The organism is Micromonospora sonchi (assembly GCF_014646235.1).
Lineage (GTDB): Bacteria > Actinomycetota > Actinomycetes > Mycobacteriales > Micromonosporaceae > Micromonospora > Micromonospora sonchi.
Genome location: NZ_BMNB01000002.1, coordinates 244079 through 259623, shown reverse-complemented (window position 1 = coordinate 259623; position 15545 = coordinate 244079). Strand labels below are relative to the sequence as shown.

The following is a 15545-nucleotide window of genomic DNA, read 5'->3' as shown; positions in this document are numbered from 1 at the left end:
TGGAGGTGGGCCTGCTCGCCCGGATGAACGAAGCAACCGGGCCGTGGCGGGGACGCCTGCCGCCGACGGTCCGCCCGGGGATCGCGTCGGCCGGCACTGTCGTCGCGCCGGCGTCGGCCTGGTGACGTGGGCGCCGCACCCGGGCACCGGACGCATCGATGCCATGGATGTTATCGCTGACATCCAATCCTGTAAATCGCCCACGGTCGTTATGGGCTGGTGCAGCGGCTTCGGCAGACGCCAGAGGCTCACCGCCACATGCCGAAGTCGCATGTCAATCGGCTCGGGTGGCGGCGAATGCCGGCCCGGGTCTGATCGGATGGACGTGGGTCGGGTTGATCTGACCCGTTCCGGGATCGAGGATTGTTAACGCTAATATGCGTCGGCGCGGAGCCGAGATACCGCCGGGGGCGACCGCTCGGCGGCCGTCGAGCCTATCCTCGGGCGGCCCTCGGGTTCGCGTCCAGCTGACGCGGGCAACGCTCCGGAACCCGTGCCAGGTAAGGCTTTCCGCAGCTCCGGCGTCGCGCCGACTCCGGTCGACCGCAGCCTGTGACGTCGGCGTCCACGCTGGTCGGCCGCTCGCCTCGCTGTCCGGCCTCCAATGAGCAGGACATACAGCTCGTCGCGGTGGTCCGGGTCCGGTCGGGTCGCGGCGACATCTGTTTATCGTCCAGTCCCGCGTGTTGAACCGGACAGGTGTCCGGCTGCCCGGCGTACCTCCGGTCTGGCCTGGTCTTTCACTGGCCCGGGGTGGGGCAGCGTGCGGCGCAGGTACCCCGTGGGGGCGGATTCCGACTACGATTCCGGCCGCGTCGACCGTCCGGCAGGCCGTCGAGAGCGATCGATCGCCGGCTCGGGGCTGAAGGCGGGTGCGACCGCCGGGGCTGCACTCCGTTACGGAGCTGTTGCCGGCGGGTGTCTTGACGACGCGGGATGTGAGCGCTAACAATTAGGTCCGTCATCGGCCGGAGGTGAAGATGAGCGGTGTCGAAGCGGGCGACCGGTACGTCGTCGGGGTGGATTACGGGACTCTGTCCGGGCGGGCTCTGGTGGTCCGGATCCGGGACGGGGCCGAGCTGGGAACCGCGGTGCACGAGTACCGCAACGCGGTCATCAGTTCCGCCCTGCCGGACGGCGGCACGCCCCTGCCACCCGACTGGGCCCTGCAGGATCCCGAGGACTACCGCGAGGTACTGCGGCAGGCGGTACCGGCGGCGGTGGCCGCAGCCGGCGTTGATCCCCAGCACGTCATCGGAATCGGCATCGACTTCACCGCCTGCACGGTCCTGCCGACGCTTGCCGACGGCACTCCACTGTGCGAGGTGCCGGAGTTGCGTCAGCGCCCGCACTCCTGGGTGAAGCTCTGGAAGCACCACGCGGCCCAGCCGCACGCCGACCGGATCAACGCGCTGGCCCACGAGCGTGGCGAGCCGTGGATCGGGCGGTACGGCGGCAAGATCTCCGCCGAGTGGCAGTTCGCCAAGGGCCTGCAACTCCTGGAGGAGGACCCGGAGGTATACCGGCGGGCCGAGCGCTTCATCGAGGCCGCCGACTGGATCGTGTGGCAGTTGTGCGGCGTCGAGACCCGCAACGTCTGCACGGCCGGCTACAAGGGCATCCGCCAGGACGGCGCGTACCCGTCGACGGACTACCTGACCGCGCTGAACCCCGACTTCGGCGACTTCGTGGCCAAACTGGACGGTCCGCTGCTGCCGTTGGCCGACAAGGCCGGCGAGCTGACTGCGCGGGCCGCCGCGTGGACCGGTCTGCCGGAGGGGATCGCGGTGGCGGTCGGCAACGTCGACGCCCACGTCACCGCCGCCTCCGCGCAGGCACTCGCGCCGGGTCGGCTGGTGGCGATCATGGGAACCTCCACCTGTCACGTGGTCAACGGCGCGCACCCGGCCGAGGTGGCGGGAATGTGCGGCGTCGTCGACGGTGGCATCAGCACCGGCGCGTGGGGCTACGAGGCCGGGCAGAGCGGTGTCGGCGACATCTTCGGCTGGTTCGTCAAGCACGCCGCTCCGGCGGAGCTGGCCTCGCATCAGCGGCTCACCGAGTTGGCCGCCGCCCAGCCGGTCGGCGCCCACGGGCTGGTGGCCCTCGACTGGTGGAACGGCAACCGGTCGCTGCTGGTCAACCACGACCTCAGCGGAATGATTGTCGGGCTCACGCTGGCCACCCGCCCGGAGGACATCTACCGGGCTCTGTTGGAGGCGACGGCGTACGGCACCCGCATGATCATCGAGGCGTTCGTCGAGGCGGGGGTGAACGTGGACGACCTGGTGGTCGCTGGCGGCCTCACGTCGAACGAGCTGCTCATGCAGATCTACGCCGACGTCACCAACCGGCCACTCGGCATCATCGGCTCCGCTCAGGGGCCCGCGCTCGGCTCGGCCATTCACGCCGCGGTGGCGGCCGGGGCCTATCCCTCGATCCACGAGGCGTCGCAGGCGATGGGCCGGGTGCACGAGGCCGTCTACCGGCCGGACCCGGACCGGGCACGCGCGTACGACGCCCTCTACGCCGAGTACCGGACGCTGCACGACCACTTCGGTCGTGGCGGCAACGACGTGATGCTGCGCCTGCGGGCGATCCGGAATGCGGCCGTCGAGTCGGCCGCGTCGCAGCACGAGACCGCGCTGGAGGTGGTCGTATGACCGAGCGTGAATTGCGGGAGACCGTCGCCCGCCTGCACGGCGAGCTGACCCGCTACGGACTGGTGGCGTGGACGGCCGGGAACGTTTCGGCGCGGGTGCCCGGCCGCGATCTGATGGTGATCAAGCCGAGCGGCGTCGACTACGACGACCTCTCGGCGGACAACATGGTGCTCTGCGACCTCGACGGCGTACCGGTCGAGGGCGACCTGTCACCGTCGAGCGACACGGCGGCGCACGCCTACGTCTACCGCGCCATGCCCGAGGTCGGCGGGGTGGTGCACACCCACAGCACGTACGCGACCGCCTGGGCGGCGCGTGGCGAGTCGATCCCCTGCTATCTCACTGCCCAGGCAGACGAGTTCGGCGGGGAGATCCCGGTGGGCCCGTTCGCGCTGATCGGCGGCGACGACATCGGCAAGGGGATCGTCAGCACCCTCACCGGGCACCGTTCGCCGGCGGTGCTGATGCGTAACCATGGCGTCTTCACCATCGGGCCGACCGCCCGGGCCGCGGTCAAGGCCGCGGTGATGTGTGAGGACGTCGCCCGGACCGCGCACCTGGCGCGGGCGCTCGGGCAACCGGTACCGATCGCGCAGGCCGACGTCGACGCCCTGTACGACCGCTACCAGAACGTCTACGGCCAACGTCCCTCGCCTGCACCGAGTTCCTAGCCCGGATCACGGGCCACCGGCGACCCGCGATTCGAACCCGCACCACCACACACAAGATCCGCACCATCAGCAACCACCACCCGGCACGTCGCGGGCGGTGTTCACCGCAATTCCATCCCGAGGAGTATCGATGAGAAACATGCGAATGTCCCTCGCGCCTCGGCGCGCCGTCGCGGCTCTCGCCGCCGTACTGCTTGCCGGCAGCGTTGCCGCTTGCGGCAACAGCGACACCGGAGGAGGAGGCGACAGCGGCAACGACAAGATCGTCTTGGGCTTCTCCCAGGTCGGTGCGGAGAGCGGCTGGCGGACGGCCAACACCAACTCCATCAAGGAGGCCGCTGCCGAGGCAGGCTTCGAGCTGAAGTTCGACGACGCCCAGCAGAAGCAGGAAAACCAGATCAAGGCCATCCGCAACTACATCCAGCAGAAGGTCGACGTGATCGCCTTCTCGCCGGTGGTGGAGTCCGGTTGGGACACCGTGCTCAAGGAGGCCAAGGACGCCGGCATCCCGGTGATCCTGACCGACCGCGCCGTGGACTCGGCCGACAAGTCGCTCTACAAGACCTTCCTCGGCTCGGACTTCGTCAAGGAAGGCCGGCTGTCGGGGGAGTGGCTGGTCGAGGAGAAGAAGGCCGCGACCGGTGACGTGAACATCGTCGAGTTGCAGGGCACCACTGGCTCGGCCCCGGCCAACGACCGCAAGCAGGGCTTCGCCGAGGCGATCGCGGCCGACCCCAAGCTGAAGGTCATCGCTTCCCAGTCGGGTGACTTCACCCGGGCCGGCGGCAAGCAGGTCATGGAGCAGTTCCTGAAGGCCCACCCGAAGATCGACGTGCTCTTCGCGCACAACGACGACATGGGTCTGGGTGCCCTTGAGGCGATCACCGCGGCGGGCAAGGTGCCCGGCAAGGACATCACCATCATCACCATCGACGCGGTCAAGGACGGCATGCAGGCCCTGGCCGACGGCAAGTTCAACTTCATCGCGGAGTGCAGCCCGCTGCTCGGGCCACAGCTGATGGAGCTGGCCAAGAAGGTGCACGCCGGCGAGGAGGTGGCGCCGCGGATCGAGACCGAGGAGACCACCTTCACGCAGGAGCAGGCCAAGGAAGCCCTGCCCAACCGCAAGTACTGACCGACGCCCGGGGTCGCCGCGCTGAATGTGGCGGCCCCGGCGCGCCGCCCACCTCCCGACGGACTGGGCGCCTGGCCCGACAACCTGTGCCACGTCCGCCCGGTCGACCCACGGGTCGACCGGGCGGACGCGACGGAAGTGTCGTGGCCCATCCGTATCGATAGAACCCAGAAGAAGGTTTCATGGGATGACGGATAGCCGTCCGGTCCTGACGATGACCGGGATCAGCAAGTCCTTTCCCGGGGTGCGCGCACTCCACAACGTCGACTTCCGACTCTTCCCCGGCGAGGTGCACGCCCTGATGGGCGAGAACGGCGCCGGCAAGTCGACCCTGATCAAGGTGTTGACCGGCGTCTACGGGATCGACGCGGGCACCATCACCCTGAGCGGGGAGCAGGTGGCCTTCAGCGGGCCGATGCAGGCGTCCGCGGCCGGGGTCAGCACGGTCTACCAGGAGGTCAACCTCTGCCCGAACCTTTCGGTGGCGGAGAACATCTTCATCGGTCGGGAGCCCCGCCGCTTCGGCGCCGTGCACTGGGGCGAGGTTCGGCGACGGGCCCGGCAGCTGCTGGCCCGGCTGGACCTCGACATCGACGTCACCGCGCCGGTGGCGAGCTACTCGCTGGCGGTGCAGCAGATGGTCGCCATCGCCCGCGCGATCGACGTCCAGGCCCAGGTGCTGATCTTGGACGAGCCGACCTCCAGCCTGGACGCCGGCGAGGTGGCGCAGCTGTTCCGGATCATGCGTCAGCTGCGCGACGAGGGAATCGCCATCCTCTTCGTGACCCACTTCCTCGACCAGGTCTACGGCATCGCCGACCGGATCACCGTGCTGCGCAACGGCACGCTGGTCGGCGAGTACCCGACCGCCGAACTGCCGCAGCTCGCCCTGGTCGAGAAGATGATCGGTAAGGAACTCGACGTCCTCGAGGGGATCGAGGAGCACTCCCGACGGGATCTGGCGGCGCTGGAGGACGGGACCCCGTTCGTGGAGGTCTCGCAGCTGAGCCGCAAGGGCGCGGTCGCCCCGTTCAGCCTGACCATCCACGCCGGTGAGGTGGTCGGCCTGGCCGGGCTGCTCGGCTCCGGTCGCACCGAGGTGGCGCGGCTGTTCTTCGGCGCCGACCGGGCCGACCGGGGTGAGGTCGCGGTGAGCGGCAAACCGGCCGGCCTGCGCAACCCGGTGCAGGCCATCGAGCGCGGCATCGGGTTCTGTTCGGAGAACCGCCGCGCGGAGGGGATCATTCCCGACCTGAGCGTCCGGGAGAACATGATCCTGGCGATGCAGGCCTCGCGCGGCTGGCTGCGCCCGATTCCGCGGCGCCGCCAGGACGAACTGGTCGAGCAGTACATCAAGGCGCTGAGCATCCGGCCCGCCAACCCCGACGTGCCGGTGCGCAACCTCTCCGGCGGCAACCAGCAGAAGGTATTGCTGGCCCGCTGGCTGATCACCGAGCCCCGCCTGCTCATCCTGGACGAACCGACCCGCGGCATCGACGTCGGGGCCAAGGCCGAGATCCAGAAGCTCGTGGCGCAGCTCTCCGACGGCGGCATGGCCGTGCTGTTCATCTCCGCCGAGCTGGAGGAGGTGCTGCGGCTGAGCCACAAGGTCGCGGTGATGCGCGACCGGGAGATGGTGGCGCAGCTCAGCAACGACGACACTGTGGATGCCGACCGCGTCATGCAGACCATCGCCAGCGGTACCCCACGAGAGGAGGCGACCCGATGAGCGAGCGTGCCAAGTCCATGTTGAATCACCGGCTGTTCTGGCCGGTCGCCGTACTCGTGGTCATGCTGGTGGCCAACACCGTCTACCGACCCGGCTTCCTGAGCATCGAGGTCAACAACGGCCACCTGTACGGCACACCGATCGACATCCTCCGGCTGAGCGCACCCCTGATCCTGGTCGCGCTGGGCATGACCCTGGTCATCTCCACCGGCGGTATCGACCTGTCGGTCGGTTCGACCTGCGCCATCAGTGGCGCGATCGCCTGCCTCTACATCAGTCGGGCGCCGGATCAGAACAATCTGGTCACCGTGTTCACCGCGCTCGCCATGGCGCTCGGTGTGGCGCTCGCGCTCGGCGCGTGGAACGGCGTCCTGGTGTCCGTGATCGGCATCCAGCCGATCATCGCCACGCTCATCCTCATGGTGGCCGGCCGGGGCCTCGCCCAGTTGGTCACCGAAGGTCAGATCATCACCATCAACTCCGGCCCGTTCCGCGCCATCGGTCTGGGTCATTTCCTGACCCTGCCCCTTGCGATCTTCATCGCGCTGGGCGCGGCCCTGCTCATCGCGGGGCTCACCCGCCGCACCGCCCTCGGCATGATCGTCGAGTCGGTGGGCGGAAACCGTGAGGCCAGTCGTCTGGCCGGCATCCGGTCGGCGCGGATCGTCTTCCTCGTCTACGTCGTCAGCGCCGCGTGCGCCGCCATCGCCGGCTTCATGATGACCGCCAACGTCTCCAGCGCCGACGGCAACAACACCGGCCTCTGGGTGGAACTCGACGCGATCCTCGCGGTCGTCATCGGTGGCACGTCCCTGGCCGGCGGCCGGTTCTACCTCAGCGGCACCATCCTCGGTGCCCTGATCATCCAGACCCTCACCACGACGGTGTACGCCATGAACATCTCCCCGCAGACGGCGCTGCTGTTCAAGGCCGTGGTCGTCATCGCCGTCTGCCTCATCCAGGCGCCGGCCTTCCGCGCCAAGTTCAGCCGTCGCGGGCGCGGCACCCCGCCCCCGCCAACCCCGTCGCCTCAGCGGCAGAAGGAGGAGGTGCCGGCGTGACCTCGACCTCGCTGACCACCGGCCCGAGCTGGGCCCGGCTGCCCCGGCGGCACGTGCCGGTACTGGTCACCCTCGCCCTGCTGCTGGTCATGTACGGCATCGGCGTGTCCCAGTACCGCGCCTTCTCCAACATCCAGGTCATCTTCAACGTCTTCATCGATAACGGTTTCCTCCTCGTGGTCGCGGTCGGGATGACCTTCGTGATCCTCACCGGCGGCATCGACCTGTCGGTCGGCTCGGTGGTCGCGATGACCGCGATGGTCTCGGCATGGCTGCTCCAGTCGGGTCTACCGACGCTGCTGGTGCTGGTGATCGCGCTGCTCATCGGGCCGACGCTCGGGTTCCTGATGGGCTGCGCGATCCACTTCTTCGATCTCCAGCCGTTCATCGTGACCCTCGCCGGGATGTTCTTCGCCCGTGGGATGTGCACGTTCATCAGCGACGCCTCGATCCCGATCACCGACGGTTTCTGGACCACGATGTCGCAGTACCGGATCGGCGATCCCCGGGGCAACTTCGTCTCGGCCAGTGTGCTCATCGCCTTCGCGGTGGTCCTGGTCGCTGCGTACGTGCTGGCGTACACCCGGCTCGGCCGGAACGTGTACGCGATCGGTGGCAACCCGCAGTCGGCGTTGCTGATGGGCCTGCCGGTGGCGCGTACCCGGATCGCCGTCTACACGATCAGCGGGCTGTGCTCGGCGATCGGCGGGATCCTGCTCTCCTTCTACACGCTCTCCGGGGCGCCGCTGATCGCGGTCGGCATGGAACTCGACGTGATCGCGGCGGTGGTGATCGGAGGAACCGTCCTCACCGGAGGCTCCGGCTACATCTTCGGCACGGTGCTGGGTGTGCTGGTGCTCGGTGTGATCCAGACGTTGATCACCTTTGATGGCGGCCTCAGCTCGTGGTGGACCAAAATCGTGATCGGAGGCTTACTCTTCGCGTTCATCCTGTTCCAGCGTCTCATCGGCATCCGCTACAAGTGACCGCCCCTCTCGCGGAAGGCAACTCCCATGGCAACACACCCTGAACCCGAGGTCTGGTTTCTCACCGGAAGCCAGGCGATGTACGGCGAGGACACCCTCCGGCAGGTCGCCGAGCAGTCCCGTCAGATCGCCGCCCTGCTCGACGAGTCGCCGCACATCCCCGCCCGGGTGGTCTGGAAGCCGGTCCTGACCACCAGCGCCGACATCCTGCAGGTATGCCGGGATGCCGCCGCGCAGGGCGCGATCGGGGTCATCGCCTGGATGCACACCTTCTCGCCGGCGAAGATGTGGATCTCCGGCCTGGACGCGCTGCAGACTCCGCTGCTGCACCTGCACACCCAGGCCAACGTCCTGCTGCCGTGGGACGAGATCGACATGGACTTCATGAACCTGAACCAGGCCGCCCACGGCGACCGGGAGTTCGGGTACATCCAGACCCGGCTCGGGGTGGCCCGCAAGACCGTCGCCGGGCACGTCACCGATCCGCGCGTCGCCTCCCGCGTCGGCGCCTGGACCCGGGCGGCGATCGGCTGGTCGGCGATGCGTTCGCTGCGTCTGGCGCGCTTCGGCGACAACATGCGCGACGTCGCGGTGACCGAGGGGGACAAGGTCGAGGCGGAACTGCGCTTCGGGGTCTCGGTCAACACCTACGGGGTCAACGACCTGGTCCGGGTGGTCGACGAGGTCGCCGACGCCCAGATCGACGACCTGGTCAAGGAGTACGACGACACCTTCCGCGTCGCCGCCGAGCTGCGCCCCGGCGGCGAGCGGCACGACTCGTTGCGGTACGCGGCCCGCCAGGAACTCGGCCTGCGCGCGTTCCTGGACGCCGGCGGCTTCCGGGCCTTCACCACGAACTTCGAGGACCTCGGCGGGCTGCGGCAACTGCCCGGCATCGCCGTGCAGCGGTTGATGGCTGACGGGTACGGCTTCGGCGGGGAGGGGGACTGGAAGACCTCCGTGCTGGTGCACACCCTCAAGGCGATGTCGGCCGGTGCCGAGGGCGGCACCTCGTTCATGGAGGACTACACCTACGACCTGACCCCGGGCGCGGAGTTGATCCTCGGCGCCCACATGCTCGAGGTGTGTCCGACGATCGCCGCGGACGTGCCAAACGTGGAGATCCACCCGTTGAGCATCGGGGGCCGGGAGGACCCGGTCCGGCTGGTCTTCGACGCCGAGCCCGGCCCGGCGGTGGTGCTCGGCCTGGCGGACATGGGCGAGCGGTTCCGGCTGGTCGCCAACGAGGTCGACGTGGTGTCGCCGCCGCAGCCGCTGCCCCGGCTTCCGGTGGCTCGGGCCGTGTGGCGGCCCCGCCCGGACCTGGCCGGCTCGTCCGAGGCGTGGATCACCGCGGGCGCCCCGCACCACACCGTGCTGTCGCGGGCGGTGGGCGTGGAGGAGCTGCACGACCTCGCCGAGATGGCCCGCACCGAACTCGTGGTCATCGACGCCGACACGAACCTCCGCCGCTTCGCCGACGAGCTCCGCTGGAACCAGGCGTACTACCGGCTCGCCCGGGGCTTCTGACCGCGGCGTCGCCGCCGGGCCGGGTCCGACCTCGACGGACCCGGCCCGGCGGCCGCACGCCCGCGCGCCCGCGATCTGCCGGCGCGCCCGCCACCCCACCCGCCACGCCACTGATCTCCTTCCCCCCGGCGCCGTCGGCGTCGCCCCGTCAGCGGTGGGCCTCCGATGGGCCGCTCCGCCGCTCGCCGCTCGTGTGGACTTACGTCTTGACTAACGGCCTGTTATCGCTCACAGTCGATAGTGACGTTGGGCGATATTTGAGGCTGGCCGGGCCGTCGACGCCGCGTCGGAGCAGATACCGGGTCTGCGCCTCCCTTGGGCAGGGAAGCTCTGTTAGCGATCACATGGCCGCTCGTCGGCGGGCGACGCGTGTCGCCCCGCGGACGAAAACGCGCCGGTGGTCGTACGGCACCTCGTTCCGGAAGGAAGATCATGGCTACCTTGGACGGGATTGCACGGCCTGCGCCGGGTCGGCGCGGCTGGTTGCCGCGGGTCGTCGCCGCGGTGGTGGCGCTGATGGTGGGCGGTGCGCTGGCGGCGGTCGCGACCTCGCCGGCGGTGGCGGCGACGGTGGACACGAATGCCTGGTACGTGTTGGTGAATCGCAACAGCGGCAAGGTGTTGGATGTCTACAACCGGGCGACGAACGATGGTGCGCGGATCACCCAGTGGGCGCGTAATGACGGCGCCTGGCAGCAGTGGCAGTTCGTCGACTCCGGCGGTGGGTATTACCGGTTGCGGTCGCGGCACTCGGGCAAGGTGCTCGACGTCTACAACTTCTCCACCGCCAACGGCGCGTCGATCGTGCAGTGGAGTGACGGCAACGGGACGAATCAGCAGTTCCGGTTGGCCGACTCGGCCGGCGGCTATGTGCGACTGATCAACCGGAACAGCAACAAGGTGGTGGAGGTACAGAACGCCTCGACCGCCGACGGCGGCAACATCGTGCAGTACGACGACTGGAACGGCAACAACCAGCAGTGGCAACTCGTCCGCGTCGACGGCGGGACCAACCCCACCACGCCGCCGCCGACGACGACACCGCCGCCCAACCCCGGTGGCAACTTCACCAACCCGGTGGTCTGGCAGGACTTCGCCGACGTCGAGGTGATCCGGGTCGGGGACGTCTACTACATGACGGCCTCCACGATGCACTACTCGCCGGGCGCACCGATCCTGCGCTCCTGGGACCTGGTGAACTGGGAGTTCGCCGGGCACTCGGTGCCTCGGCTGGACTTCGGGACCAAGTACGACCTTCCCGCCGGACAACAGGCGTACGTGGACGGCATCTGGGCCTCCACGCTGGGCTACCGGCAGAGCAACCGGACGTACTACTGGGCCGGCTGCATTGACTTCTCCCAGACCCACATCTACACCGCCTCGGCCGTCGACGGCACGTGGAGCCGGCACGCCACCATCCCCAACTGCTACTACGACGCCGGCCTGCTGGTCGACGACAACGACACCATGTACGTCGCGTACGGCAACGGCACGATCAGCGTGGCCCAGCTCTCCGCCGACGGGCGCAGCCAGGTGCGGGCCCAGCAGGTGTACCAGACCCCGTCGAGCATCGGCACCCTGGAGGGTGCCCGCTTCTACAAGCGCAACGGCGCCTACTACATCTGGCTGACCCGCCCCGCCAACGGCCAGTACGTGCTGAAGTCCACGAACGGACCCTTCGGCCCGTACGAGCAGCGGCAGGTGCTGCTCAACATGCAGGGCCCGATCTCCGGCGGTGGGGTGCCCCACCAGGGTGGTCTGGTGCAGACCCCGAACGGGGCCTGGTACTACATGGCCTTCACCGACGCGTACCCGGGCGGGCGGGTGCCGACGTTGGCGCCGATCACCTGGACCGCCGACGGCTGGCCCCAGGTGCAGACGGTCAACGGCGCCTGGGGTGTGAACTACCCCAACCCGCTGCCGCTGCGCCCGGTCAAGCCCCTCACCGGCGTCGAGACGTTCGCCGGCACCACCCTCGGCCCGCAGTGGGAGTGGAACCACAACCCGGACAACAGCCGGTGGTCGGTGAACAACGGCCTGCGCCTGGAGACCGCCACGGTGACCAACGACCTCTACCGGGCCCGCAACACGATCACCCACCGCATCCAGGGGCCGACCTCCACGGCGACCGTCGAACTCGACTACTCGACGATGCGCGACGGCGACCGCACCGGGCTCGCCATGCTGCGCGACGTCTCCGCCTGGATCGGGGTCCGGCGCGACAACGGGGCGACCCGGGTCGTCATGACCAACGGGCTGAACATGAACAGCAACTGGGACACCAGCAGCACGGGCAGCGAGATCGCCAGCGCGTCGGTCTCCGGCGGCCGGATCTGGCTGCGTGCCAACGCCGACATCAGGCCGGGTTCCGGTCGGCAGGCGCGCTTCTCCTACAGCACCGACGGGGTCAACTTCGTCTCGCTGGGCAACGCCCTGACGCTCAACAACAACTGGACGTTCTTCATGGGGTACCGGTTCGCGATCTTCAACCACGCCACCCAGGCACTGGGCGGCGCGGTGACCGTGCGACGCTTCGAACTGGCCACGCCGTGACGTAGCGCAGGCGGCCCTCGGAACGGGTGCGGCGTTCTCCTCCGGCAGCGCCGCCCACCGAGAGAGGGAGGTCACCGGGCACCGGTGACGCGCGGGTGGCGCCCAACTCGGCGCCACCCGCGCACCCTGTCGCGGCCCGTGCCGTACTCCCACGAGGAGCACGGCACGGGCCGCGCCGTGCGTGCGAAATACGGCACCGGCCGTGCCGTATTTCCGTGCGAAGTGCGGCGCGGGCTCATTCGTGCTGCTGAGGCGGCCTTTCGCCGCACCTCGATGGGACACCTCCGGAACGTGGCCTGCCCCATTGGCGTCGGTCATGGCGCGAACTGCCGGACGCGCCCGACCTGTCCGCGATCGACGTCATCGCTGGCGTAGACTGTCGGTGATCTAGCGCTGGCCACCCGGCGGGCACGGACCGGGCGTGGGCGTTGCGAGAGGGATCGTGAAACAAGGCCGCTCCGGTCAGCGTCGACGGGCCGCGGCGACCCACGGGCGGGAGTATGAAATGGCCGTACGCGATCCTGCGATGACGGACGTGGCTCGCCTCGCTGGCGTTTCCCATCAAACGGTTTCGCGAGTGCTCAACGGCCATCCGAACGTGCGTGAACAGACCCGGCTGCGGGTCCAGGCGGCAATCGCCGAACTGGGCTACCGGCCGAACCGGGCGGCCCGTGCGCTGGTCACCGGTCGTTCTCAGGTGATCGGCGTGGTGGCGCAGAACACCACCCTCTACGGGCCGGCGTCGCTGCTCGCCGCCCTGGAGCAGACGGCCGCGGAGGCGGGGTTCGCGGTCAGCGTGGGCAGCGTGCGTGACCTCGATCACCGGTCGATCTCCGCGGCGGTGGAGCGACACCTGGCGCACCGGGTCGCCGGCATCGTGGTGATCGCGCCGGTGGAGTCGGCCGGCGAGGCGCTCGAGCGCCTGCCCAAAGAGGTTCCACTGGTGACCGTCGACGGTGATCCCCGCCGACCCATGCCGTTGGTGACGGTCGACCAGGCCGCCGGTGCCCGGGCCGCCACTCAGCACCTGCTCGACGCCGGCCACCGTACGGTCTGGCACGTTTCCGGGCCCTCCGACTGGTTCGACAGCGCGGGCCGCATCGAGGGCTGGCGGGCGGCGCTGCTCGCTGCGGGAGCGGAGATTCCGCCGTTGGTGCCGGCGGACTGGTCGGCCGCGGCCGGCTACCGGTGCGGGCAGATGCTGGCCCGGATGCCCGACGTCACCGCGGTCTTCACCGCCAACGACCATCTCGCGCTCGGGGTGCTGCGGGCCCTGCACGAGCACGGCCGCCGGGTGCCGAACGACATCAGTGTGGTCGGCTTCGACGACGTACCGGAGGCGGCGTACTTCATACCGCCGTTGACCACCGTGCGGCCGGACTTCGGCGCGGTGGCCCGGGCGAGCCTGGAGATGCTGCTGGCGCAGATCGAGTCGGACAGCGGCGGCGCCCTGCGCGAGACCATCGCCCCAGCGCTGGTCGCCCGCCAGAGCGTCGGCAAACCCCCCTCCCGCTGACCCCCACCCGACCCGACCCCGCACCAGGCCGTGTCGATCAAGAGGTTTTGGTCGGGCTTCGAGCTCCTTCTGACCAAAACCTCTTGATCAACTGACCGGGGGCCGGGGTGGGTCAGGTTGCGGTGCAGGTGGGGGTGCCGGAGGGGCCGGTGCCGGTGCCCTGGAAGCCGAACTCCGTGCTGGCGCCCGCGCCGAGTTGGCCGTTGTAGCTGACGTTGGTGAAGTCCACCGTTCCGGTGCTACCGCTGGCCTGCGCGTTCCAGGTTCCGGTGATCGTGGTGCCGCTGGGGAGCGTGACGCGTACGGTCCAGCCGCGGATCGCGGCGTTGCCGGCGGTGACCCGGACGGTGGCCACGAAGCCGCCGTTCCACGAGTTCAGCGACACCGACGCGGAGCAGGCACCGCCGGGCGGCGGAGGCGCGATCGTGGTCGGCGGCGGGTTGGTCGGGTTCGGCCCACTGACGCTGTTCAGCGCGTTGAGCACCGACTGGTATGCGGGCTTCTTGTTGCCGTTGCCGTCGAACAGCAGTGGGTTCTCCCCGCGCCGCCAGGAGTCACTGTCCCGGATGCCCCAGACGGTGATGCCGGTGCACCGAGTCACGGCGAGGCAGGCTCGGGTCACCCGCTCGTAGATGCTGGCCTGGTTCGACCCCTGCGCTACGTCGAGTTCGGTGATCTGCACGTCGACGCCGAGATCGGCGAAGCGTTGCAGGTTGGCCTGGTAGTCACCGGGGATCGAGGTGCCCAGGTGGGATTGGAAACCGACGCAGTCGATCGGCACGCCACGGTTCTTGAAGTCGCGCACCATGTTGTAGATGCCGGTCGACTTCGCGTTGATGCCGTCGGTGTTGTAGTCGTTGTAGCAGAGCCGGGCGTTCGGATCCGCCGCGCGGGCGGTACGGAACGCCACCTCGATCCAGTCGTTGCCGGTGCGCTGCAGGTTCGAGTCACGCCGCCCGCCGCTACCGCCGTCGGCGAACGCCTCGTTCACCACGTCCCAGGAGTGGATCTGCCCCCGGAAGTGGCCGGCGACCTGGTTGATGTGATTGACCATGGCGTTGCGCAGCGCGCTGCCGGAGAGGCTCTGCGCCCACCCGGGCTGCTGGGCGTGCCAGACCAGGGTGTGACCGCGTACCGACATCCCGTTGGCGCGGGCGTGCGCGACGAGCCGGTCCCCGCCGCCGAAGTTGAAGACGTTCTGCTGGGGCTCGGTGGCGTCCCACTTCATCTCGTTCTCGGCCACGATCGAGTTGAACTCGCGGTTGAGGATCGTGGCGTAGGCGGCGTTGGAGAGCTGGGACGAGTTGGTGGCGGTGCCGAAGTAGCGTCCGCTCTGGGCCGCCGCCGCGCCCAGTGTGCTGGCGGCGGCGTTGGCGGCGGGCGCGAACAACGCGGTGGAGGCGAGCAGTGCGGCACCGGCCGCGACGGAGATCAGTACGGTACGCGGCCGGAGCCTCGGCGCACCGACCGTGCTGGCTGTGTCCTTCATCGACTGGCCCTTCCGGTGGTGGTGGACGGGACGGCGGAACCCGATCCGGGCACGGCGGGGCCGCTCCGACGCGGACGTGGCGCGTCGGCGCCGAAGCAACCTTGAGCTGTGTCGATCACTCGTGGCAGCCGGCTGGCACGCGACGAATCGGTGCTGCCTACCGTCGAGGTGGCCCTTCCGCGCAACGTGGCAGCGCGCGGCGCCTCACGGAT

At 69.3% G+C, this 15545-nt stretch carries 10 protein-coding genes; 9 read left to right on the top strand and 1 reads right to left on the bottom strand.

Going from position 1 to position 15545, the window contains the following annotated elements; translation table 11 throughout:
• Positions 1-980 precede the first annotated feature (980 nt).
• From araB to IEY61_RS03305, 9 genes are all read left to right on the top strand, one after another.
• Positions 981-2663, top strand: a complete 1683-nt coding sequence (gene araB / locus IEY61_RS03345) for a ribulokinase (protein WP_189040720.1) — start codon at positions 981-983, stop codon at positions 2661-2663.
• Positions 2660-3334, top strand: a complete 675-nt coding sequence (locus tag IEY61_RS03340; protein ID WP_189040719.1) for an L-ribulose-5-phosphate 4-epimerase — start codon at positions 2660-2662, stop codon at positions 3332-3334. The genes araB and IEY61_RS03340 overlap by 4 nt, the downstream gene beginning before the upstream one ends.
• A gap of 130 nt (positions 3335-3464) precedes the next feature.
• The gene (locus IEY61_RS03335) at positions 3465-4469 is read left to right on the top strand and encodes an ABC transporter substrate-binding protein (RefSeq protein WP_229705646.1); all 1005 of its coding nucleotides are present in this window, start codon (positions 3465-3467) and stop codon (positions 4467-4469) included.
• Between the two features lie 187 nt (positions 4470-4656).
• On the top strand, positions 4657-6198 hold the full coding sequence (locus IEY61_RS03330; RefSeq protein ID WP_189040718.1) for a sugar ABC transporter ATP-binding protein: 1542 nt from the start codon (positions 4657-4659) through the stop codon (positions 6196-6198).
• Positions 6195-7259, top strand: a complete 1065-nt coding sequence (locus tag IEY61_RS03325) for an ABC transporter permease (protein ID WP_189040717.1) — start codon at positions 6195-6197, stop codon at positions 7257-7259. Before IEY61_RS03330 ends, IEY61_RS03325 begins: the two co-directional genes overlap by 4 nt.
• On the top strand, positions 7256-8245 hold the full coding sequence (gene yjfF / locus IEY61_RS03320; protein WP_189040716.1) for a galactofuranose ABC transporter, permease protein YjfF: 990 nt from the start codon (positions 7256-7258) through the stop codon (positions 8243-8245). The genes IEY61_RS03325 and yjfF overlap by 4 nt, the downstream gene beginning before the upstream one ends.
• 27 nt (positions 8246-8272) lie before the next feature.
• Positions 8273-9775 (top strand): L-arabinose isomerase, encoded by a 1503-nt coding sequence (gene araA, locus IEY61_RS03315; protein ID WP_189040715.1) that lies wholly within the window; start codon positions 8273-8275, stop codon positions 9773-9775.
• A gap of 432 nt (positions 9776-10207) precedes the next feature.
• Complete coding sequence (locus tag IEY61_RS03310) at positions 10208-12328, top strand: family 43 glycosylhydrolase (RefSeq protein WP_189040714.1); 2121 nt, start codon at positions 10208-10210, stop codon at positions 12326-12328.
• Between the two features lie 526 nt (positions 12329-12854).
• Complete coding sequence (locus tag IEY61_RS03305) at positions 12855-13844, top strand: LacI family DNA-binding transcriptional regulator (protein ID WP_189040713.1); 990 nt, start codon at positions 12855-12857, stop codon at positions 13842-13844.
• A 112-nt stretch (positions 13845-13956) separates the two neighbouring features.
• Here the strand turns inward: IEY61_RS03305 and IEY61_RS03300 are convergent, their stop codons facing one another.
• Positions 13957-15333 carry a glycoside hydrolase family 10 protein gene (locus tag IEY61_RS03300; RefSeq protein ID WP_189040712.1) on the bottom strand — a complete coding sequence of 459 codons (1377 nt, stop codon included), beginning with the start codon at positions 15331-15333 and terminating at the stop codon, positions 13957-13959.
• Positions 15334-15545 lie beyond the last annotated feature (212 nt).

Excerpts from the sequence above, each read along its gene's own strand:
- IEY61_RS03330 (WP_189040718.1), top strand. The coding sequence starts at position 4,657 with ATGACGGATAGCCGTCCGGTCCTGACGATGACCGGGATCAGCAAGTCC.
- araB (WP_189040720.1), top strand. The coding sequence starts at position 981 with ATGAGCGGTGTCGAAGCGGGCGACCGGTACGTCGTCGGGGTGGATTAC.
- IEY61_RS03325 (WP_189040717.1), top strand. The coding sequence starts at position 6,195 with ATGAGCGAGCGTGCCAAGTCCATGTTGAATCACCGGCTGTTCTGGCCG.
- IEY61_RS03300 (WP_189040712.1), bottom strand. The coding sequence starts at position 15,333 with ATGAAGGACACAGCCAGCACGGTCGGTGCGCCGAGGCTCCGGCCGCGT.
- IEY61_RS03305 (WP_189040713.1), top strand. The coding sequence starts at position 12,855 with ATGACGGACGTGGCTCGCCTCGCTGGCGTTTCCCATCAAACGGTTTCG.
- araA (WP_189040715.1), top strand. The coding sequence starts at position 8,273 with ATGGCAACACACCCTGAACCCGAGGTCTGGTTTCTCACCGGAAGCCAG.
- IEY61_RS03310 (WP_189040714.1), top strand. The coding sequence starts at position 10,208 with ATGGCTACCTTGGACGGGATTGCACGGCCTGCGCCGGGTCGGCGCGGC.
- IEY61_RS03335 (WP_229705646.1), top strand. The coding sequence starts at position 3,465 with ATGAGAAACATGCGAATGTCCCTCGCGCCTCGGCGCGCCGTCGCGGCT.
- IEY61_RS03340 (WP_189040719.1), top strand. The coding sequence starts at position 2,660 with ATGACCGAGCGTGAATTGCGGGAGACCGTCGCCCGCCTGCACGGCGAG.